The organism is Sinorhizobium arboris LMG 14919, from assembly GCF_000427465.1.
GTDB classification, from domain to species: domain Bacteria; phylum Pseudomonadota; class Alphaproteobacteria; order Rhizobiales; family Rhizobiaceae; genus Sinorhizobium; species Sinorhizobium arboris.
The window spans coordinates 623402-643543 of record NZ_ATYB01000014.1 but is presented as its reverse complement, the minus strand read 5'-3'; the positions used below and the strand labels follow the sequence as shown (position 1 = coordinate 643543).

General features: G+C 64.7%; 18 protein-coding genes. 13 read left to right on the top strand and 5 right to left on the bottom strand.

Going from position 1 to position 20142, the window contains the following annotated elements:
- Positions 1–63: 63 nt before the first annotated feature.
- Positions 64–1263: a winged helix-turn-helix domain-containing protein gene (locus SINAR_RS0114160; protein ID WP_027999709.1), complete on the bottom strand. Its 1200-nt coding sequence runs from the start codon at positions 1261–1263 to the stop codon at positions 64–66.
- Between the two features lie 133 nt (positions 1264–1396).
- Between SINAR_RS0114160 and SINAR_RS0114155 the strand changes: the two genes are divergently transcribed.
- Genes SINAR_RS0114155 through SINAR_RS0114135 form a run of 5 tightly spaced genes read left to right on the top strand, consistent with a single transcriptional unit; the run spans position 1397 to position 5943 of the window.
- On the top strand, positions 1397–2077 hold the full coding sequence (locus tag SINAR_RS0114155; RefSeq protein ID WP_027999708.1) for an energy-coupling factor ABC transporter ATP-binding protein: 681 nt from the start codon (positions 1397–1399) through the stop codon (positions 2075–2077).
- On the top strand, positions 2071–2676 hold the full coding sequence (locus SINAR_RS0114150) for a CbiQ family ECF transporter T component (RefSeq protein ID WP_027999707.1): 606 nt from the start codon (positions 2071–2073) through the stop codon (positions 2674–2676). The genes SINAR_RS0114155 and SINAR_RS0114150 overlap by 7 nt, the downstream gene beginning before the upstream one ends.
- Positions 2677–2707: 31 nt before the next feature.
- Positions 2708–3271, top strand: coding sequence for a biotin transporter BioY (locus SINAR_RS0114145; RefSeq protein ID WP_027999706.1), 564 nt, complete (start codon positions 2708–2710; stop codon positions 3269–3271).
- Between the two features lie 4 nt (positions 3272–3275).
- Positions 3276–4766, top strand: a complete 1491-nt coding sequence (locus SINAR_RS0114140) for an AMP-binding protein (RefSeq protein WP_027999705.1) — start codon at positions 3276–3278, stop codon at positions 4764–4766.
- Entirely contained in the window at positions 4750–5943 is a 1194-nt protein-coding gene (locus SINAR_RS0114135) for a thiolase family protein (protein ID WP_027999704.1), read from the top strand. The genes SINAR_RS0114140 and SINAR_RS0114135 overlap by 17 nt, the downstream gene beginning before the upstream one ends.
- Here the strand turns inward: SINAR_RS0114135 and SINAR_RS0114130 are convergent.
- Positions 5931–6332 carry an acyl-CoA thioesterase gene (locus tag SINAR_RS0114130; RefSeq protein WP_027999703.1) on the bottom strand — a complete coding sequence of 134 codons (402 nt, stop codon included), beginning with the start codon at positions 6330–6332 and terminating at the stop codon, positions 5931–5933. The two genes, SINAR_RS0114135 and SINAR_RS0114130, sit on opposite strands and share 13 nt — an antisense overlap.
- A gap of 13 nt (positions 6333–6345) precedes the next feature.
- On the opposite strand from SINAR_RS0114130, the gene SINAR_RS0114125 reads away from it, so the two are divergent.
- The 7 genes from SINAR_RS0114125 to SINAR_RS0114095 all read left to right on the top strand — a co-directional run bounded on the left by SINAR_RS0114125 (position 6346) and on the right by SINAR_RS0114095 (position 13827).
- Positions 6346–7314 carry a zinc-dependent alcohol dehydrogenase family protein gene (locus SINAR_RS0114125; RefSeq protein WP_027999702.1) on the top strand — a complete coding sequence of 323 codons (969 nt, stop codon included), beginning with the start codon at positions 6346–6348 and terminating at the stop codon, positions 7312–7314.
- Positions 7315–7376: 62 nt separating this feature from the next.
- A complete protein-coding gene (locus SINAR_RS0114120) occupies positions 7377–8306 on the top strand; it encodes a histone deacetylase family protein (protein ID WP_027999701.1) in 930 nt (309 codons plus the stop codon).
- Between the two features lie 3 nt (positions 8307–8309).
- Positions 8310–8561 (top strand): exodeoxyribonuclease VII small subunit, encoded by a 252-nt coding sequence (locus SINAR_RS0114115; RefSeq protein WP_027999700.1) that lies wholly within the window; start codon positions 8310–8312, stop codon positions 8559–8561.
- A 156-nt stretch (positions 8562–8717) separates the two neighbouring features.
- Positions 8718–9641 carry a pirin family protein gene (locus tag SINAR_RS0114110; protein ID WP_027999699.1) on the top strand — a complete coding sequence of 308 codons (924 nt, stop codon included), beginning with the start codon at positions 8718–8720 and terminating at the stop codon, positions 9639–9641.
- A 221-nt stretch (positions 9642–9862) separates the two neighbouring features.
- On the top strand, positions 9863–11776 hold the full coding sequence (dxs, locus tag SINAR_RS0114105; protein ID WP_033057425.1) for a 1-deoxy-D-xylulose-5-phosphate synthase: 1914 nt from the start codon (positions 9863–9865) through the stop codon (positions 11774–11776).
- A 51-nt stretch (positions 11777–11827) separates the two neighbouring features.
- The gene (locus SINAR_RS0114100) at positions 11828–12583 is read left to right on the top strand and encodes a TlyA family RNA methyltransferase (RefSeq protein WP_027999697.1); all 756 of its coding nucleotides are present in this window, start codon (positions 11828–11830) and stop codon (positions 12581–12583) included.
- Positions 12580–13827, top strand: coding sequence for a class I SAM-dependent RNA methyltransferase (locus tag SINAR_RS0114095; protein ID WP_027999696.1), 1248 nt, complete (start codon positions 12580–12582; stop codon positions 13825–13827). Before SINAR_RS0114100 ends, SINAR_RS0114095 begins: the two co-directional genes overlap by 4 nt.
- Positions 13828–13928: 101 nt before the next feature.
- Here the strand turns inward: SINAR_RS0114095 and mcpU are convergent, their stop codons facing one another.
- The 3 genes from mcpU to SINAR_RS0114075 all read right to left on the bottom strand — a co-directional run bounded on the left by mcpU (position 13929) and on the right by SINAR_RS0114075 (position 18967).
- Positions 13929–16025: a methyl-accepting chemotaxis protein McpU gene (gene mcpU, locus SINAR_RS0114090; RefSeq protein ID WP_027999695.1), complete on the bottom strand. Its 2097-nt coding sequence runs from the start codon at positions 16023–16025 to the stop codon at positions 13929–13931.
- A 398-nt stretch (positions 16026–16423) separates the two neighbouring features.
- Positions 16424–17176 carry a crotonase/enoyl-CoA hydratase family protein gene (locus tag SINAR_RS0114080; RefSeq protein WP_027999694.1) on the bottom strand — a complete coding sequence of 251 codons (753 nt, stop codon included), beginning with the start codon at positions 17174–17176 and terminating at the stop codon, positions 16424–16426.
- A 9-nt stretch (positions 17177–17185) separates the two neighbouring features.
- Entirely contained in the window at positions 17186–18967 is a 1782-nt protein-coding gene (locus tag SINAR_RS0114075) for an acyl-CoA dehydrogenase (protein WP_027999693.1), read from the bottom strand.
- Positions 18968–19144: 177 nt separating this feature from the next.
- Between SINAR_RS0114075 and SINAR_RS0114070 the strand changes: the two genes are divergently transcribed.
- The gene (locus SINAR_RS0114070; RefSeq protein ID WP_027999692.1) at positions 19145–20134 is read left to right on the top strand and encodes a transporter; all 990 of its coding nucleotides are present in this window, start codon (positions 19145–19147) and stop codon (positions 20132–20134) included.
- Positions 20135–20142 lie beyond the last annotated feature (8 nt).

The following is a 20142-nucleotide window of genomic DNA, read 5'->3' as shown; positions in this document are numbered from 1 at the left end:
TACTGGCTCCATTTAGGGAGCGCCGGCCCGCAAGCCAAGAAAAAACAAAGCACGAAAAATCGGTCAGGAAAGGGCAGCGTTCCAGCCTTCGAGCAATTGGACCTCCTCGACGCCCGCAAAGCGGGCGATGCGGTCGAGTTCGGCCATAAGCTTTTCCATCCGGCCCGAAGAGGGTTTGACGCCGCGCTCCAGCCAGAGGCGACGGACGTCGAGGCTGCCGCGCTTGCGATCTGCTTTCATATCGATGCGGCCGATCAGTCGGTCGCCTTCGAGCAGAGGAAAGACATAATAGCCGTATTCCCGCTTCGGCTCCGGTACGAAAACCTCGATACGGTAGAAGAAATCGAAAAGCCGTTCGGCCCGGTTCCGGTCGCGCAGCAGCGGATCGAAGGGGCTCAGCACCCGGACGCGGGCGGGCGGGTCGGGAATGTCGCCAAGCCCGCGGGGGAAGCCGGCGAAGGCAAAGGACGGGCGCGGCTTGCCGCCATTGGCAGACTCGATGACGATCTCGCACAGTTCGTCGCGATGGGCGGCGACCCAGTCCTTCGCCTCGTCCGGCGACACGAGATCCCAAAAGGCTGCGATCTCGCCGTGGGTGGCGAAGCCCAGCCGCTCGAGCGCGCTGCGGCAGGCCCAGTCGATGAACGCCTCATGCGCGACCTCGCCGTCGTAATAACGGGGCGGAATGACGCGTTCCGTCAGGTCGTAGACCTTCTGGAAATTTTCCCGCCGGGCGATCGCAAGCTTGCCCTGGCGCCAGAGCACCTCAAGAGCCGTCTTCGACGGATGCCAGTTCCACCAGCCTCCGGATTCGTGGCCGTCCTCCTTGAGGTGGCGCGCCATGACGGCGCCATTGCTCGCGATCCTCGCATAGGTCTCCTCGCAACCCGCATCGAAGTCTTCTCCGCGCCATTTGCGCCAGCGCTCGCGGAGCGTTTCGCTCTCCCATTTGAAGCGATGCTTCCAATAGACGAAGAAGGTGCTCGGAATGATCGATGCGTCGTGGGTCCAATGTTCGAAGAGCTCGCCGTCCTTTTCAAGAAGCTCCGCCAGATGCTCGCGGCGATAGGTCTGATTGCGGGAAAAGAGGATCTGATGATGGGCCCGCTCGACGGTCGCTATGCTGTCGACCTGCACGAAGCCGATGTCGTGGATCAATTGCAGCAAGCCGTGCTTGCCGAGCGCGCGATGCGGCGCGGCCGAGAGCCCCTGCTTGGCGAGAAAGATGCGCCGGGCATCGCGATTTGAAAGGCGAATCGTCATGAGCAGAGAGTAGGCTTTTATTCCCAAGTTTCAAACGTGAGTCGGCAATAGATGTATTGTCCACGCTACATTGCCCTTTACGATCGACTTGTCCTATAGACCGATCACGCAAAACATCGCGAGGACCGACGGCTTGGAAATCCGCTTTACCGATTGCTCGGTCAGCTTCGGCGAACGGGTCGCGCTTCATTCTCTGAGCCTCGCCCTCCATGAGCGGCGGGTCGGCATCATCGGTCTCAACGGCTCCGGAAAGACCACATTCGCACGGCTGATCAACGGGCTCGTCAAGCCGACGACCGGGCGGGTGAAGGTCAACGGCCTCGACACGATCGAGGACGACAGGGCAGTGCTCGCAGAAGCCGGCTTCATCTTTCAAAATCCGCAGCACCAGCTGATCATGCCGATCGTCACCGACGACATCGCCTTCGGGCTCAAGAACCGCGGACTGCCGGCGCATGAGATCTCGTCGCGGACCGAGGCAGTCCTTGCGCGCTTCGGCGTCAGCCACCTCGCACGAAGGCGGGTGCACGAGCTTTCCGGCGGCGAAACGCAGCTCGTCGCCATGGCGAGCGTCATCGTCACCGGGCCGAAAATCCTCATCCTGGACGAACCGACCAATCAGCTCGACCTCAGAAACCGCCGTATGGTCGCCGAGACGATCGACACGCTGGACGAAGACACGATCGTCATCACCCATGATCTGGCGCTTGCCGAGAGCGCCGAACGGGTCCTGCTCTTTCACGAGGGCCGCCTCCTTGCCGACGGAGCGCCGGACGAAACCATCCGGCGCTATCACGAGGTGGCCGGATGCTGACGAGCCTCTATGTCGAGGGAGGAAGCTGGTTTCACCGCGTGCCGGTACGCGCCAAGCTCATCATGCTCGCCGTCTTGAGCATCGCGCTCTTCGTGACGGAGTCACCCTTCCTGCTGCTTCCTGCCTTTCTCCTCAGCGGCTGGCTCTACCTCTCGCTCGGGCTGAGACCGCGCGAGGCGTTGTCTCGCGTCGGCTTCATCTTCTTCACCATTCTGATTCTTGCCGCGATCAATCTGTTTCTCGTTCCCGTCGCGCAGGTCGCCGCGCTCGTCTTGCGGCTGATGGCGCTCGTGCTTTTCGCAGCCGCGGTCACGGCGACCACCACGATCGGCGCTTTCATGGACGAGGTGACGATCCTTCTGAAGCCGCTGGAGCGCCTCGGTCTCTTGAGGGCGGCAGACGTCGGTCTGGCGCTTGGCCTCGTGCTGCGATTCGTGCCCGATATCTTCGCTCGATATCAGGCGCTCGCTGAAGCGCATCGGGCACGCGGGCTGCCGGTCCGGCCGTTGACCATCATCGGCCCGCTGATCATCCTGACGCTGAAAGATGCGGACACGATCGCGGCTGCCATTGACGCGAGGGGATTTCGCCGTCAATAAATTCGCATTTTCTAATAGAAGGTAGGGCTATATGAACACCAGAGACCTCGTCCTCGTAGCGCTATTCGCTGCCATCATCGTCGTGCTCGGCCTCGTGCCGCCGATCACGCTCGGCTTCATTCCGGTGCCGATCACGGCGCAGTCGATGGGCGTGATGCTTGCCGGCTGTATCATCGGCGCGAAACGCGGTGCCCTCGCCTTCCTCCTGCTCATCCTGCTCGTGGCGATCGGACTGCCGGTGCTTTCCGGTGGCCGCGGCGGGCTCGCCGTCCTGGCCGGCCCCTCGGGCGGGTTCATCTTCGGCTGGGCAATAGCCGCCTTCGTCACCGGCCTGATCGCCGAGCGCTTCGTCCAGCCTGCGACTTCCGAGGCGCGCCAGTTCGTCGGCTTCTTCCTGGCCTCGGTCCTCGGCGGCATCGTCGTGCTGTATGGGATCGGGGTTCCGTGGCTTTCTGCCGTCACCGGCACGCCTCTGATCGCAGCCGCAACCGGTTCGCTCGTCTTCATTCCCGGCGACCTGTTGAAGGCCGCGATTGCGACGCTTGCCGCCAGGGCCGTCTACGCCGGCTATCCGCTGTTGCCGGCGCGCGTCTGACGCAGTGCCGCTCGCTGAGACAGTCGCGCTCCATGCGAGCGAACGCCCGCATTCCCCGGCCTTCCACATGGAAGGCCGGGGATTCACCTATGGCGAGCTTGCCGCGGAAGCCGGACGCATCCTCTCAGCCATTCAACGATCGGCAGCAGAGGCGACGGAGAGAAGCATCCTTTCCGGGCGCGTGCGCCTGGTTGCGCTCGAAACCGGCAATCATCCGCTTTTTCCTGCGGCTTTCATCGCGGCAACCGCGGCCGGCCATTGTGCCGCTCTGATCGACCCGCATTTGCCGGAGATCGTACGCCGCCGAATGAAAGAACGGCTGCGGCCGGAGGTCGTCGTCCGCGCCGAAAGCGACCTCTTGCGCATCGACGTGCCATCGGCGGGGCAAAGCCGTCTGCTGCAAGGCGCTCACGATGCTCCGCCAGCAATCTCCGCCGGCGACGGCGATGAACCCTTCCTCGTGGTCTTCACATCGGGCACGACCGGTGAACCGAAGGCGATCATCCGCGACCGCAGGTCCTGGCGGGTGAGCCTTAGGACCGGCCAGGACTTTTTCAGGCTCGGGCCGGAATCCACGACTTGCGCGCCAGGACCGCTGGCGCACGGCCTGACCCTCTACGCGCTGGCAGAAACCTTGACGGCCGGAGCCGAATTCATCGGCGCTCGCCACTTCGAGGCGGATCAGGCCCTGGCAGCGGCTGCCAGGGCGAACCGGCTGGTGCTGGTGCCGACGATGCTGCGGCGGTTATGCGATCGCGCGGCCGGGTCGCCGCTGACATCGGTCAGACAGATTACCGTCGCCGGAGCCAAGCTCACGCCAGCGGATCGGCAAGCGGCGAGACGCGCTTTCCCGGAGGCTCAAGTCACGGAATATTATGGAGCCTCGGAACTCGGCTTCATCAGCGTCTCCAGGGCGACGGACAGACACACCCCGACCGCGGTCGGCCGAGCCTTTCCAGGCGTTCGCCTGGAGATCCGGGACGAGAAGGGCGAGCGCCTTCCCGCCGGAGAAACGGGCACGATCTTCGTCGAAAGCGAGCTGATCTCCGACGGTTACATCGGGAGCGGCGACGGAGCGGGTTTCTGCCGGCAAGGCAAGCTCGCAACGGTGGGCGACCTCGGTTTCCTTGAAGAAGACGGTACCTTGCATCTCATCGGCCGGTCGGGCGGGATGCTGGTCTCGGGCGGCAACAACATCTATCCATCGGAGGTGGAGGCTGCGATCCAGGGGATCGGCGGCGTCGACAGCGCCTTTGTCTTCGGTCTCGATCATCCGGATCTCGGCAGCGAGCTTGCGGCGGTGATCGAGCCTGGCGACGGATTCGATCATGCGGCACTCGAACGTCATCTTGCCGCCGCCCTGCCGCGCTACAAGCACCCGCGCAGGATTTGGCTGTGCCGGAAGATGCCGATGACCGCATCCGGCAAGCTCGCGGCCGGGGAGCTTCGCCAGTGGATCGCGGAGGAGAACAGCGCCCTTGAACGCCTCGTCTGATCCCGCTCGCACCCCGCTCGTCATCGCCGCGCTGCGGACGCCGGTCGGCCGCGTCAACGGCAGCCTTGCCGCGATTGAACCGGCAAGCCTTGCCGCCTTTCTGATCGAAAGGATCATTGCGGATACGGGCATCGACCGGGCGGAGATCGACGACGTTCTCGTCGGCAATGCCGCCAACAGCGCCGGCAATCTCGCGCGCCTCGCCGCGCTCGAAGCAGGATTGCCCGTCTCTGTTCCGGGCGTCACCGTCGACCGTCAATGCGGCTCCGGGCTGGAGGCGATCGTCCTTGCGGCTCGGCAGATCCAGGCCGGCGCGGGGCGCTTCTATCTTGCCGGGGGCACCGAGAGCGCCAGTCGCGCGCATATCCGCCTTCGGCCTCCGCTCACACGCGGCGAAGAGCCGCAGCCTGTCAAGCGCGCGCGAATGGCGCCCGATTCGATCGGGGACCCAGAGATGGGCGTTGCCGCCGAGAATGTCGCCACTGCCTGCGGCATCTCGCGCGAACGACAGGACCGGTTTGCGCTCGAAAGCCACCGGCGCGCCGTCGCGGCCGAAGCGGCAGGCCGGTTCTCGCGCGAGATCGTGCCCGTGCCGACACCATCCGGGCCGATCGCCAGGGACGAATGTCCTCGCGCAAACGCCTCCGCCGAAACGCTCTCGCGACTGAGGCCGGTTTTCGCCGCTGGCGGCACCGTCACCGCCGGAAACGCCTGCCCGGTCAACGACGGCGCGGCGATGGTACTGATGACGAACCTTGCGGAGGCGCGGAAGCTCGGTGTGCGCTTCGGCTTGGCTTTCACCGATGCGGCGACGGCCGGGATCGAACCGAAGCTGCTCGGCCTCGGCCCCGTCCCAGCCATGGCAAAGCTTCGCGCACGCAATCGCGCGCTCGATGTGGCCCGCGTCGATTTCATCGAATTCAACGAGGCCTTTGCCTCGCAGGTTCTCGGGAGCCTCGACCAACTCGACATCGCGCCCGAACGCGTCAATAGCGACGGCGGCGCGATCGCGCTCGGCCACCCCTATGGCGCTTCCGGCGCCATTCTCGTCGTCCGGCTGTTTTCGCAGATGTTGGCGGCCTCTTCCCCGACGGAAGGGCTGGCCATGATGGGCATCGGCGGCGGCATGGGGATCGCCGCCCACTTCAGCAGCTGCAGACCGGATCAGGCGGCATAGCCGGCAAGCCATTCCCGGGTGGGGGCCGGCAGCTGTACCGGTTGATGGCGGGCACGGTCGACGGCCACCCAGACGATCTCGACCTCGGCCGAAAGCTTGTCGCCGGTCTCGACGCGAACGGCGAAGCCTATCGAACTGCCTCCGATCTTCGCGACGGTCACAGTGAAGCGAGCGGGCTCGTCGAAGCGCAGGCCGCGATGGAAGATGCAGGCGGAGCGGCGAACGAGATAGGCCGGCTCCTCCGCAATTGTCGGGCGGTGCCGCCAGAGATTGGCAAGCGCGGCCTCCGCATGCGCGTAATAGGCCGCATTGTGCATATGGCCGTGCATGTCTATATCGCGGAACGGAATGCGGATTTCCGTGACATTCTCCCGCTCTGTGCCGTCCATGCGAGGCTCCTCGATGCGTTCCACTCTCGTTAGACAGTTTGGCGACCCCGGACAAGCCATCGAGCTCGTCGAAGTACCGCGCCCTGCCCCGCGAGGCGACGAAGTAGAGGTCGAGATATCGCTCGCGGCAATCAATCCGTCAGACCTGATCCCCGTTACGGGCGCCTATAGCGCGCGCACCACCCTGCCTTTCGTTCCCGGCTTCGAGGGCGTCGGCATCGTCCGCCGCGTTGGGCCGGACGTGGAAGACTTCAAGGCCGGCGATCGGGTCGTCCCGATCGGAGCAAGCGGGCTTTGGCAGCAATTCCTCCTCCGCCCGGCCGAGTGGTGCTTTCGCGTGCCCGACGGGATCGAGGACGCACAGGCGGCGATGAGCTATATCAATCCGCTAACGGCGTTGAGGCTTGTCGAAGCGTTGCGGGATCATTTCGGATCGCTAGAGGACCGGCAGGTCGGCATCACGGCGGCGGGCTCGGCCATTGGCGGAATGCTGGTCAGGCTGCTTGCGCTCGAAGGCGCGGTGCCGACGGCCATGCTTCGCAGCGAGAGGAGCCGCGGCCGTCTCGACAAGGCACATCGGATTCTGGTGGCCGGCAGCGGCGATCGCCCCATGAGCATCCAATTCGACGCGGTTCTGGATGCCGTCGGCGGCGCTCCGGCGGGCGAACTGATCGGACAGTCCATCCGCTCCGGCGGAACCTTCATCCAGTATGGAGCGCTCAGCGGCGCACCCGTGTCGCAGCCGGCGATCGGCGGCCGGCCCGACATACGTTTCGCCTTTCTCTGGCTGAGAACCTGGGTGCATTCCGCCGGCCGCGCAGCACTCGAAGCCGCTTTTCTGCGCAGCTTCGCCGGGCTGCAGAGCGGCCTCTTTACCAGCCCTATCGCCGCCACCTATCCATTGAGCCGGCTTGCCGACGCCCTTGCGCATCAGGCCGACCCGGGTCGCGACGGCAAGATCCTGCTCGATCCGCGCTGTTGAAAATCGGCAGTTTCGCGTCGCGTACCATGGATTTTGACAGGCATGCGCACTAGTTTCGCGGAATGACCACGCATCTCTACGAAAACACGGTCTTCCTGAAGCACGAGGTACCGGAAGGGCACCCCGAGCGGCCGGATCGGCTGAAGGCCCTGAACCTTGCGTTGGAGCATCCGAATTTCGCGGATCTGGAGCGGGTCGAGGCGTCGAAGGGGGACGAAAACCTGGTGCTGCTCGCCCATACCGAAGAGCACCTGCTGGGGATCAAACGGGACATTCCGGACGAGGACATCAACCAGCTCGAATCCGATACCTACGCAAGCCCGCAAAGCCTCGAGGCCGCGTTGACCGGTATCGGCGGCGCTGTGGCGGCCGTCGACGCGGTCTTCGCCGGCGAGGCGGACAACGCCTTCGTCGCAGTCCGCCCGCCCGGCCACCACGCCGAGAAGAACAGAGTCATGGGCTTCTGCTTTTTCAACAATGTAGCGATCGCCGCGCGCTACGCGCAGACGGCGCATGGTGCGGAACGTGTTGCCATCGTCGACTGGGACGTCCACCACGGCAACGGCACACAGGACATTTTCTGGGACGACCCGTCGGTGCTCTTCTGCTCCACGCATCAGATACCGCTCTATCCCGGCACCGGTGCCAAGGACGAGACGGGAGTCAGGAACAATGTCGTCAATGCGCCGATTTCGCCCAACAGCGGCAGCGAGCACTTCCGCGATGCCTTCCGATCACGCGTGCTGCCCGCGCTTGAAAATTTCCGGCCCGATTTCCTTCTGATTTCCGCCGGCTTCGACGCCCACCACCGCGATCCATTGGCCCAGATCAATCTGGTCGGCGAAGATTTCGACTGGGCGACGGGTCGCCTCATAGACATTGCCGGCAGGAGCGCCGGCAACCGCATCGTCAGCCTGCTCGAAGGCGGCTATGACCTGCAGGGCCTGGCCGAGTCGGCCGGGCTGCATATTCTGAGATTGATGAGAGGGTAATTCATGAACAGCAATGCGCAACCGGACGTTTCCGCCCTCTCCTTCGAGCAGGCCGTCGAGGAATTGGAACGTATCGTTTCGGCGCTTGAACGCGGCGACGTCGCACTCGACAAATCGATCGAGATCTACGAGCGTGGCGAGGCCCTGAAGAAGCACTGCGAGGCCCTGTTGAAGGCGGCAGAGGATCGTATCGAAAAGATCCGCCTCGACCGCGCCGGCCGGCCGCAGGGCGTCGAGCCGCTGGACGCGGAGTAGTGATCCCCTCATCCGCCTGCCAGCACCTCTCCCCGTTTTGACGGCAGGCTTCGTTCTTCCCCCGAATAGGAAACGCTCCGTCTCCCGATTGCCGCTACCGAACCGGAAGCACTGACGCTAGTCTTCAGTGAATGCCACCAACCGGAGCGCCCTGCCATGTCCTTCTTTCCCGGTCCCGATCCGCTCGCCGGCGACAAGCCCGCCTGCGACGCTATCGAGCATCTGATCATCCCACGTACCAGCGATATCGGCGGCCTGCAGGTCAGGCGGGCGCTGCCGACTGCAAAACGCCGGCTCGTCGGCCCTTTCATCTTCTTCGACCGGATGGGCCCGGCGCTGCTGCGTGCGGGCCAGGCGATCGACGTTCGTCCGCATCCGCATATCGGCCTTTCGACCGTCACCTATCTCTTCGATGGCGAGATCAAGCATCGCGACAGCCTCGGCACCGAAATGGTCATCCGCCCGGGCGACGTGAACCTCATGACCGCCGGGCGCGGCATCGTGCATTCGGAGCGCTCGCCGGAAAACCAGCGCGGGCACGAACGCTCGCTTTCGGGCCTGCAGACCTGGCTGGCGCTGCCCGACGCCATGGAGGAGATCGATCCGGTCTTCGCCCATACCGAGGAGCGTATGCTGCCGCATCTTTTCGACGGCGGGGTTCGCGCGCGCGTCGTCATCGGCCAGTTCGAGGGGGCGGCTTCGCCAGTCTCCACCTTTACCGATACGATCTATGTCGACCTGATGATCGAGCCAGGCAAGAGCGCGCCTTTTGCGGCCAACTGGGAAGAGCGGGCGCTTTACATCCTTTCCGGCGAAGCGATCATCGCCGGCGACCATTTCGACAACGATCAGCTCCTCGTCTTTCGTCCCGGCGACGAAATCACCATCACCGCAGGGCCTGCAGGCTGTCATGTGATGCTCTTCGGCGGGGCGGCGCTCGGCTCGCCGCGGCATATCTGGTGGAACTTCGTTTCCTCCTCCAGGGAGCGGATCGACAAGGCAAAGGAAGAATGGCGCACGGGACGCTTTGATATCGTGCCGGGAGACGAGGAAGAGTTCATACCTTTGCCCGCAAGCTGATCTCCGATAAGCTCGTTTTCGGGCGTTGGATCGCGATGCGGCGGAAAACCGCGCAGGTTTTCCTCGCTCCGCTCTTGGTTGAAGCCGCAGGAAAGCCTAATTTTGCATTCAACGGCGATTACCTCTAATAAAGAGCCGTTCCGACGACCCATCAACAATGCGCGCGCCGTCCTTCCGGCGCGCATGAGGCATGCAGCGTGACACAATTGCCAACCAATCCGATGCCGGCGACCCCCCTGCTCGACAAGGTCAAATATCCCGACGATCTGAAGAAGATCGACGACAGGGACCTGCCGCAGCTGGCGGCCGAATTGCGGGCCGAGATGGTCGATGCCGTATCGCGCACCGGGGGGCATCTGGGCGCCGGCCTCGGCGTCGTCGAACTGACGATCGCCATCCACAAGATCTTCGACACGCCGCATGACCGTTTGATCTTCGATGTCGGACACCAGTGCTATCCGCACAAGATCCTGACCGGCCGGCGCGATCGCATCCGCACATTGCGCCAGGAAGACGGGCTTTCCGGCTTCACGCGGCGGGCGGAAAGCGAATACGACCCCTTCGGCGCCGCACATTCCTCCACCTCGATCTCGGCCGGTCTCGGCATGGCCGTCGCCGCCGAACTCGACGGAAAGACCCGCAATGTGATCGCGGTGATCGGCGACGGCGCGATGTCGGCAGGGATGGCCTTCGAAGCGCTAAACAATGCCGGTGCGCTCGATGCGCGCCTCATCGTCATTCTCAACGACAACGACATGTCGATCGCACCGCCGACCGGCGCGATGAGCGCCTATCTGGCGCGGCTCGCCTCCGGACGGACCTATATGGGCATTCGCGAGGTCGGCAAGAAGCTCACCGCCTATCTCGGCAAGACCGTCGACCGGGCGATCACCCGCGCGGTGGAGCATGCCCGGGGCTACGTCACGGGCGGCACGCTCTTCGAGGAGATGGGTTTCTATCATATCGGCCCGATCGACGGGCACTCCTTCGACCACCTGCTTCCTGTCCTGCGCAACGTTCGCGACAATGCGAAAGGCCCGGTCCTGATCCATGTGGTCACGCAGAAGGGCAAGGGCTATCCGCCGGCCGAGGCCGCGGCCGACAAGTATCACGGCGTCAACAAATTCGACGTGATTACCGGGGCTCAGGCGAAAGCGAAACCCAACGCCCCCGCCTACACCTCCGTCTTCGCGGACGCACTCACGCAGGAGGCGAGCCTCGACGACAAGATCGTGGCGATCACTGCCGCCATGCCGTCCGGGACGGGCCTCGACAAGTTCGCGTCGGTGCATCCCTCGCGCTGTTTCGATGTCGGCATAGCCGAGCAGCATGCCGTGACCTTCGCGGCCGGCCTCGCGGCGGAGGGATACAAGCCCTTTGCGGCGCTTTATTCCACCTTCCTGCAGCGCGCCTATGACCAGGTTGTCCACGACGTGGCCATCCAGGCTCTGCCGGTCCGTTTTCCGATCGACCGCGCCGGCTTCGTCGGCGCCGACGGGCCGACTCATGCCGGCTCGTTCGATACGACCTATCTGGCGACACTGCCGGGCTTCGTCGTCATGGCGGCGGCCGACGAGGCGGAACTGAAGCACATGGTGCGCACCGCCGCGGCCTACGACGAAGGTCCGATTTCGTTCCGCTATCCGCGCGGCGAAGGCGTCGGCGTCGAGTTGCCGGAGCGCGGCGAGATCCTTGCGATCGGCAAGGGCCGGATCGTCAAGCAGGGGAACAAGGTGGCGCTGCTTTCGTTCGGCACACGGCTCGCCGACTGTCTGCTGGCGGCGGAAGACCTGGATGCCGCCGGCCTCTCCACGACCGTCGCCGACGCCCGCTTCGCCAAGCCGCTCGATCATGATCTGATCCGCCAGCTTGCCCGCCATCACGAGGTGCTGATCACCATCGAGGAAGGGGCCGTCGGCGGTTTCGCAAGCCACGTGCTGCAGTTCCTGGCGGAAGAGGGCCTCATCGACGGCGGCCTCAAAGTGCGCCCGATGGTCATGCCCGACATTTGGATGGAGCAGGCAAAACCGGAAGCGATGTACGCCCGTGCCGGCCTCGACCGTGCCGGCATCGTTTCAACCGTCTTCAAGGCGCTCGGCCAGAAGCACAGCGTCGGCCTCGGCGCCGCCGGCTGAGCCGTACGAGAGTTTGCTTGCATTGCGCGGCGGGACGCGCGATGACGGCCCATGTCCCAAGATACACAGATGACGATCCGCCTCGATCAATTGCTCCTGAACAGGGGCCTGGTGGCGAGCCGCGCCCGAGCCCGCGACGCGATCCAGCGGGGAACCGTGAAGGTTGACGGCCGCACGGTGACCAAGCCGGCCGCGCCCTTCGCGCAAAGCGTTACGCTCACAATAGACGATCCGGCGCAGGATTATGTCTCGCGTGCGGCACTGAAACTGGTCGCCGCGCTCGATCATTTCGGCCTCGATCCATCGGAGCAGACCTGTCTCGACGTCGGGGCCTCGACCGGCGGCTTTACCGAGGTGTTGCTGAAGCGCGGCGCCGCGCATGTGGTTGCCGTCGACGTCGGTCACGGACAGATACATCCGCGCGTCGCCGAGGACCCGCGAGTGACGAACATCGAAGGCCTGAACGCCAGGTCGATGACGCGCGACGACATCGGTGAGCGCGCCATCACTTTCATCGTCTCGGACGTCTCTTTCATCTCGCTGAAGCTGGCGCTGCCGCCCGCCCTCGGGCTGGCGGAACCCGGTGCCTGCTGCATCCTGCTCGTCAAGCCGCAGTTCGAGGCCGGTCGCGACGCGATCAGCAAGGCCGGGCTGCTCAAGGATGCCGAGAGCGCTCCGGCGGTGGCAGCCGAACTCGAGCGATGGCTTGTCGAGGACATGGGCTGGCGGAGCCTCGGCCTGATCCCCTCGCCCATCGCCGGAGGTGACGGCAACAGCGAGTTTCTTCTGGCGGGGCGCAAACCATGAGCACCGGGATCGTGACCATCGATCGTCTCGGAGCGCAAGGGGACGGAATCGGCCGGACCGAGGACGGCACCGTCTACGCACCGTTCACGCTACCCGGCGAGACCGTCGCGCTCGCCGTCAACAAGGCGAGCGGCACGCTCATCTCGCTGAAGGAGGCTTCGCCCGAGCGGGTGGAGCCGCCGTGCCGCCACTTCGGCCCGGAAGGCGTCAACGGGACGTGCGGCGGCTGCACGCTGCAGCACGCATCCGACGCGCTTTACCACAGCTTCAAGCGCAATCTCGTCATCGACGCCTTGAGGTCGAAGGGGCTGACGCCGGAGGTCGGGTCGCTGATCATCGCACGACCCGGCGATCGCCGCCGTGCCGTTTTCACGGCCCGGCGGACGGAAAAGGAACTGCTGCTCGGCTATAACCAGATGCAGAGCCACCACATCGTTTCGATCGGCGAATGTCCCATCACCAGCCCGGGCATCGTCTCGCGGCTGGCGATCATCCGCAAGATCGCCGCGGCGATGGCGTCGAACGCCGAACCGTTCCGTATCACCGTGCTCGAAACAGATACGGGCCTCGACCTCGCCTTCGAGGGGCTCAAGCTCAGCGACCCGCAGCGGCGCTCGACCGTCGAGGCGGTTCTGGGCGAACGTGGCATCGCGCGCGTCAGCCTGAACGGCGAGATCGTCATCGAGCCGGTCAAGCCTGCGATCGATTTCGGCGGCGTGACGGTTTCGCCGCCGCCCGGCGCCTTTACCCAGGCCACGCGACCCGCCGAAGAAGCGATGGCACACCTGGTGCTCGCTCACCTCGGCAAGGCGAAGCGCGTCGCCGACCTCTTCTCCGGCATCGGCACATTCGCGCTGAGGATCGCACGAACGGCCCGCGTGCACGCGGTCGAAGGCGACGACAGGGCCGTGAAGGCGCTGGATTTCGCCGCACGCAACACCCAGGGGCTGAAACCGGTAACCGCCGAAAAGCGCGATCTTTTCCGGCGGCCGATGATGACGCAGGAGCTGAAGGCCTTCGACGCCGTGGTTTTCGACCCGCCCCGCGCCGGCGCCGAAACGCAGTGTCACGAGCTTGCCCGATCCGGCGTGAAGAAGATCGCCGCCGTCTCCTGCAATCCGGTGACGCTGGCGCGGGACCTTTCGATCCTGACCGCGGCCGGCTACCGAATTACCGGGGTGACGCCGATCGACCAGTTCCTCTGGTCGGCCCATGTGGAGACGGTAGCAACGCTCGAAAAGTGAAAAGGCCCGGCTACGAACCGGGCCTTTCGCCTTTCTGGATCCAAGCGATTCCGGATGGAAAACCGCTACATGCTTTTCCTGGACTCGCTCTCGGATGACCGTCAGGCTGCGCGGCGGCGGCTCGTAGCCTGGTAAGAAGCCGTTTGCGTTTCGCCCAGTATGAACTGGGCGAGCAGCGCGTTGAGCGCCGCTGCCTCGGACGCGAGTCCATGGCTCGCGGCCGTCTGCTGCTCGACCATCGCCGCGTTCTGCTGAGTGCCCTGGTCCATCGTATTGACGGCCGTGTTGATCTCCTGGAGACCTGTCGACTGCTCGCGCGTAGCCGTCACGATCGCGCTTACATGCTGGTTGATCTCCTGCACCTCGGCGACGATCGCCTGCAAGGCCCGCCCGGTATCGCCGACCAGCGTCACGCCGGAATGCACCTGCTCGCCGGAGGTGGTGATCAGCGCTTTGATTTCCTTGGCGGCATTGGCCGAGCGTTGGGCCAGTTCACGCACTTCCTGAGCGACCACGGCGAAGCCCTTACCGGCCTCGCCGGCCCGTGCCGCTTCGACGCCGGCATTCAGCGCCAGAAGATTGGTCTGGAAGGCGATGTCGTCGATGACGCCGATGATGTTCGAGATTTCGCCGGACGATTTCTCGATGGCATGCATGGCCTCGACGGCATTCTGCACCACTTCGCCGGACTTCTCGGCGCCTGCGCGGGTGCGGGCGACGAGCGCACCCACTTCCTCGGCCCGGTGGGCCGAATCGCGGACCGTCGTCGTAATCTCCTCGAGGGCAGCGGCCGTTTCTTCGACGGATGCCGCCTGCTGTTCGGTGCGGCGGGCTAGATCGTCGGCGGCCGAGCGGATTTCGGTGGCACCCGCATCGATCGCCCGCGCATTCGCTCCGACGGCACAAAGCGTGTCATGCAGCTTGGCGACCGAATTGTTGAAGTCTGCCCGGAGGCGGTCCAGGCGATCGGCAAAGGGGCTGTCGATCCGGTAGGCGAGATCGCCGTCGGCCAGCCGGCCGAGACCCATCGCCAGCGCATCAACCGCGTGCTGGACCTCGGCAGCATCGCGCGCCTTCTGCGCTTCCCGCTCGAGGCGTTCGCGCTCCGAAAGGGAACGGTTGGAGTCGGCCTCGTCTTCAAGACGCTTCCGCTCGACCGCATTGGCGCGGAAGACCGCGACGGCCGCCGCCATCGACCCTATCTGGTCACGCCGCTCCTCGCCGGGGATTTCGATGTCGAGATTGCCGCCGGCGAGCTTCTCCATCGCTCCGGTCATGTCGGTTACCGGATGGATGACGAGGCGGCTCAGAAGCGTCGCGAGGAAGGCGATCATGGCACCGACCGCCAGGATCGTGGCAACGGTCGCGGCGACTCGGAACTGGCTGATCGCCGAATAGGCGACGTCCGCGTCGAGTGCGAAGCCGACATACCATTCGACCGACGGGAGGCCCTTCACCGGCACGAAGCTCACGAGCATCGGCTTGCCGTCGAGCTCGGTGTGCATGATGCCGGTGCCGATCGCCGGCGTATCCGCCGGGAAGGCGTCGGCGAGCGTCTTCGTCACGAGCTTCGCATTCGGATGTACCAGGATCTGCCCATCCTTGTTTGCGAGAAAGGCAAAGCCTTCGCCGCCGACATCGATGCCGTTGACCATGGCCACGAGCGCCTTCAGCGAGAAATCGCTGCCGGTCACACCGTAAAGCTTGCCCTCGTGCCTGACAGGCACCGCGGCGCTGATGATCAGGTCGCCACTCGAAGCGTCGATATAGGGCTCCGTGAGCACACGGGCATCGGCCTTTACCGCCTGCTGATACCACGGACGCTGACGCGGGTCGTAGCCTTCGGGCATCTTCGAGTCCGGCCAGATCATGAACTTGCCGCTCTCGCTGCCGACATAGGTGGACATGAACTCGCCCGTCAGCACCTCGTTCTTCAGAATTCCCTGAATGGCGGATTCGTCCGCCACCTCGCCTGCAGCGTCCGCTGCCATCGCGGTCAGCGTCACACGGCCGTTCAGCCAGTTGGCGACGCTCTGCGCCGCCTGATTGCCGGAGGAAGCGATGTCCTCCTCGACTGCTTTTGTGGTCGCGGCGCGCTGGAGACTGTCGATATAGACGGAAAAGCCGGCAAAGGCGCCGACGACGACGCAGGACGCGGCAACGAGAATGCGCGTCATGAGATTCGATCGTTTGGACAAGATTGGGCTCCTGGGGAGTGTCCGGGGTCATGCACCGGACGTGCTCGTGACGGTTTTCCCGCGCATCAGGAATCAGTCGCCAAAGCGACGTGAAGGCGGCGGGGAAACGATGGGACATGCCGCAAAGGCGGAGCCGGCAATGCTTCATGCGGCCGGGAGCCTTGCTCCGAAATACCCGCACATCCTCATCAATGGACGTTGGCGGTTCGACAGGCTTACTGCGGCGCAAGCTACCGAAAGCTATTTAAGAAGCGATTAAAAATGACTCCTGCAAAGTGCCACGGGCATCCTCGAGCGGGATAGGAAAGCGCGCGCGGCTTTCCGCCCGCATCCCGTTCCAACACTTCGAAACCAGGCACTTCCGCCGGAAATCGTTCCAGGCTTTTGCTGAAAGCGCTCTATCGGCGCATGAAGGCTTCGAAGGCTGCTCGCGCCTCTGCACTCTTCAATTGCGCGGCAAAATGCTTCGCCTCCTCCTCGATCCGGGCGAGCACGTCGCTGCGGTCGCCGCGGATGAGGCCGCGGGCAATGCGCAGCGCCTCCGGCGGTTTTTTCGCGAGGCGCCCGGCGAGCGCAAGCGTTTCCTCCTCGACGGCAGCCTCGTCGACGATCTTCCAGATCAGCCCGGCCTCGCGCGCACCGGCGGCGTCGAGCGGCTCGCCGGCTGCAAGCAGGGCAAAAGCGCGCTGATGGCCCATGATGCGCGGAACGATGAGGCTCGAGGCCGCTTCCGGAACGAGCGCCAAGTCGACGAACGGGGTCTTGAACACCGATCGGGCGGAGGAGACCGTCAGGTCGCAGTGAAGGTGGATCGTCGTGCCGATGCCGATGGCCAGTCCGTCGACGCCGGAAACGATCGGTTTCGTCGCGCCGGCAAGCGCCCGCAGGAAATCCAGAACCTCGCCCCCCATGCTGCCCCCCATGGCGAAGGCGAGGAAGTCGGCCATGTCGTTGCCGGCCGAGAAGCACCCTTCCGTTCCGAGGAATGCCGTCGCGCGGATGGCGGGATCCGTTCCGGCAGCGGTCAGCGCTTCCGTCATCCTGGCATACATCTGACGCGTGATGGCGTTCTTCTTCTCCGGCCGGTTGAACCGGATAAGCTGAACGCCGGGATAGGCTTCCGGCCGTTCGACGAGTACGTGGTCGGTCATGGGGTTTCCTCAGTCGAGTATGGAACGGGCGGCGGCGAGGCTCTCTGCGCCGTTGACGACGCGATCCTTGAGCGCGCCCGTCTCCGAGAGCAGATTTTCCGCTGCGAAACGGCAAAGCGCAACGCGCCGGTCCTGCCGCCCATCACCCGCTTCGGCGAGACCGCCTTTGGCGAGATAGACTCCGGTCAGCGCAAGGCCGAACAGGCGCTGATAGGCGGTCGCGCCGGCGAGCGCCTCGGCAAGCTTTCCCTCGCGAAGCCTCGAAAGCAGCCATTCGGTCGCCTCCTCAAGATCGGTAACCGCCGCATCGAGCCTTGCGGCCGTTTCGCCGAAGCCTTCCCTGTTCGACGCGGCAACGGCAGCAGCGACCTCCCGGAGCTCGGCGATGAAGCCGCGTACCTGTGCGCCATCGGAGAGCGGCAGTTTGCGGGTGACGAGGTCGATCGCCTGAATGCCGTTGGTGCCTTCGTAGATCGGCGCGATGCGGGCGTCGCGGAGATAGCGCGCGGCCCCGGTTTCCTCGATGAAGCCCATGCCGCCATGGACCTGGATGCCCATGGATGCGACGTCGACGCCGGCGTCGGTGGCGAAGGACTTGGCGATCGGCGTCAGCAGGCTCGAACGCTCCTGCCACCGGCGGGCGACCTCCCCTTGCGCGGCATGCGCCATGTCGACGGCGTGGGCGCAGGCATAGGCGATGGCGCGTGATCCCTGCGTCAGCGCCTTCATCGTAAGCAGCGTGCGGGCAATGTCCGGATGTTCGATGATCGGGCTCATACCCTCACCGCTCCATCCCGGCGCGCGGCCCTGCGTGCGCTCCTTCGCATAGGCGATCGCCTTCTGGGTGGCGGCCTCTGCGATCGCGACGCCCTGCATTCCAACCGCAAGCCGCGCATTGTTCATCATCGTGAACATGCAGGCGAGACCCCGATTCTCCTCGCCGACCAGATAGCCGATCGCCCCCTTCTCGCCGCCGAACTTGCCGTCGCCATAGATCATCGTGCAGGTCGGCGATCCGTGGATGCCGAGCTTGTGCTCCAGCGAATGGCAGAAGACATCGTTGCGCTTGCCGAGCGAACCGTCCTCGTCGACGAGAAACTTCGGCACGAGAAACAGCGAAATCCCCTTCGTCCCGGGCGGCGCATCCGGCAGCCGTGCGAGCACCAGATGGACGATATTGTCGGTGAAATCGTGCTCGCCCCAGGTGATGAAGATCTTCTGCCCAAAGATGCGGTAGGTGCCGTCCTCGCGGCGCTCGGCACGGGTCTTGAGCACGCCGAGATCCGATCCGGCATGCGGCTCGGTCAGGTTCATCGTCCCCATCCATTCCCCCGAGACCATCTTCGGCAGGAAGGTCGCCTTCAGTGCGTCGGTACCATGCTTTTCGAGCGCTTCGACTGCACCCATGGTGAGCGTCGGCCCAAGCGCGAACGCCATGGAACCGCTGTTCCACATTTCCATGGCGGCAACGTGCAACATGTGCGGCAGGTTCTGCCCGCCGAAGGCCTCGGGAGCCGTCAGACCGTTCCAGCCGCCCGCGATCCAGTTCCGGTAGAGGTCCCGCCAGCCCTCCGGCGTCTCGACGGCGCCATCGACGAGCCGCGACCCCTGCCGGTCGCCCGCGTCGCCGAGCGGCGCCACCTCTTCCGATGCGAAGCGCCCGGATTCGGCGAGGATCGCGCCTACGAGGTCCTCGCCGAGTTCGCCGAACGCCCCGGTTTCGAGAGCCTCGGCCATGCCGGCCACGTGCTTCAGGGTGAATGCGATCTCTTCGACCGGTGCCTTATACATGGTGCTCCTCCCCTGCGTCCGCCGGCGCCTATTCGATGCACGGCAGACTAGTCATTTTTACGTGCACGTCAACGTCACTTACTGCGGCCGGACGGCGACTGCGGCCAGGGAACTGTAACAAAACTGTCATGGCCCGCGAATAGAAGCCGTCTCGTCCGATCCGGCCGAGGCGCTCCGATGAATCTGATTTCACCCGACATACCGGGCCTCGTCTGGGCCTACCGGTTCGTGCCGGGAGAAAGCCGCTGTCAGCGCATAGCCGCCGATTCGCCCATCGAAAGCCTTGAGGCAGGCGAAGACTGGATCTGGCTGCACCTTGCGCTCAGCGACGCGCGCACACCGGCGCTGATCGAGCGGATCGGCAATCTTCCGCAGGAGGCAATCGCGACGCTGACGAGCCACGACACGCAGGCGGCGATCACGGTCGCGGATGACGTCGTACACGGCACGCTGGTCGATTTCGAGCGAACATTTGATGCGGTGACGCAAACGATCGGCTGGCTTCATTTCGCCGTCAGCGACCGGATGATCATCACCACGCGCCTGCATCCGCTGAGAAGCATCGACCGGGTGAAGGCGGCCGTGGAGAAGAGCGCCAGATGCAGTCGCCCGATCGACCTCTTCGAGATGCTCGTCGTGGAATTCCAGCGCACACTGATCACGCTGGTCCTCGAGCTGACGGAGGAATTGAACGTCATCGAGGAGCATGTCTATGGCGAGGCCGGGCACAGGAAGCAGCCAGGTCTGGCGCCGTTGCGCCGGACCGTCGTGCGGTTGCACCGACACTTAAGGACCGTGCTCGCCCTGTTGCGCCGGTGCGGAGCCTTGGAAGAGGACGAGGTGCCGCCGGGCTTCGTCGACGTGGCCGAGAGACTCTCGGATCGGCTGGAGGCCGTCGACCGCGATGTATTCGCCCTTCAGGAACGCGCAAGGCTGCTCCACGAGGAAATCGACAGCAAGATTTCCTCGGAGACGAACCGCCACCTCTATATCCTCTCGCTGATGACCGCCTTCCTGCTGCCGCCAACACTCGTCACCGGCTTCTTCGGCATGAACACGGGGGCGCTCCCCTTTTCCGAGGGCAGCGGCACCGCCTTCGCGGGACTGCTCATTGCCTCGTCCACCGGCCTCGCCTGGCTCGTCCTCAAGCGTATCGGCATTCTCTGAGCGAAGCG

What these genes read in the sequence shown, in the direction of transcription:
- SINAR_RS0114160 (WP_027999709.1), bottom strand. Translation starts at nt 1,263, where the DNA reads ATGACGATTCGCCTTTCAAATCGCGATGCCCGGCGCATCTTTCTCGCC.
- SINAR_RS0114150 (WP_027999707.1), top strand. Translation starts at nt 2,071, where the DNA reads ATGCTGACGAGCCTCTATGTCGAGGGAGGAAGCTGGTTTCACCGCGTG.
- SINAR_RS0114145 (WP_027999706.1), top strand. Translation starts at nt 2,708, where the DNA reads ATGAACACCAGAGACCTCGTCCTCGTAGCGCTATTCGCTGCCATCATC.
- SINAR_RS0114130 (WP_027999703.1), bottom strand. Translation starts at nt 6,332, where the DNA reads ATGGACGGCACAGAGCGGGAGAATGTCACGGAAATCCGCATTCCGTTC.
- SINAR_RS0114125 (WP_027999702.1), top strand. Translation starts at nt 6,346, where the DNA reads ATGCGTTCCACTCTCGTTAGACAGTTTGGCGACCCCGGACAAGCCATC.
- SINAR_RS0114120 (WP_027999701.1), top strand. Translation starts at nt 7,377, where the DNA reads ATGACCACGCATCTCTACGAAAACACGGTCTTCCTGAAGCACGAGGTA.
- SINAR_RS0114115 (WP_027999700.1), top strand. Translation starts at nt 8,310, where the DNA reads ATGAACAGCAATGCGCAACCGGACGTTTCCGCCCTCTCCTTCGAGCAG.
- SINAR_RS0114110 (WP_027999699.1), top strand. Translation starts at nt 8,718, where the DNA reads ATGTCCTTCTTTCCCGGTCCCGATCCGCTCGCCGGCGACAAGCCCGCC.
- dxs (WP_033057425.1), top strand. Translation starts at nt 9,863, where the DNA reads ATGCCGGCGACCCCCCTGCTCGACAAGGTCAAATATCCCGACGATCTG.
- SINAR_RS0114100 (WP_027999697.1), top strand. Translation starts at nt 11,828, where the DNA reads ATGTCCCAAGATACACAGATGACGATCCGCCTCGATCAATTGCTCCTG.
- SINAR_RS0114095 (WP_027999696.1), top strand. Translation starts at nt 12,580, where the DNA reads ATGAGCACCGGGATCGTGACCATCGATCGTCTCGGAGCGCAAGGGGAC.
- SINAR_RS0114080 (WP_027999694.1), bottom strand. Translation starts at nt 17,176, where the DNA reads ATGACCGACCACGTACTCGTCGAACGGCCGGAAGCCTATCCCGGCGTT.
- SINAR_RS0114075 (WP_027999693.1), bottom strand. Translation starts at nt 18,967, where the DNA reads ATGTATAAGGCACCGGTCGAAGAGATCGCATTCACCCTGAAGCACGTG.
- SINAR_RS0114070 (WP_027999692.1), top strand. Translation starts at nt 19,145, where the DNA reads ATGAATCTGATTTCACCCGACATACCGGGCCTCGTCTGGGCCTACCGG.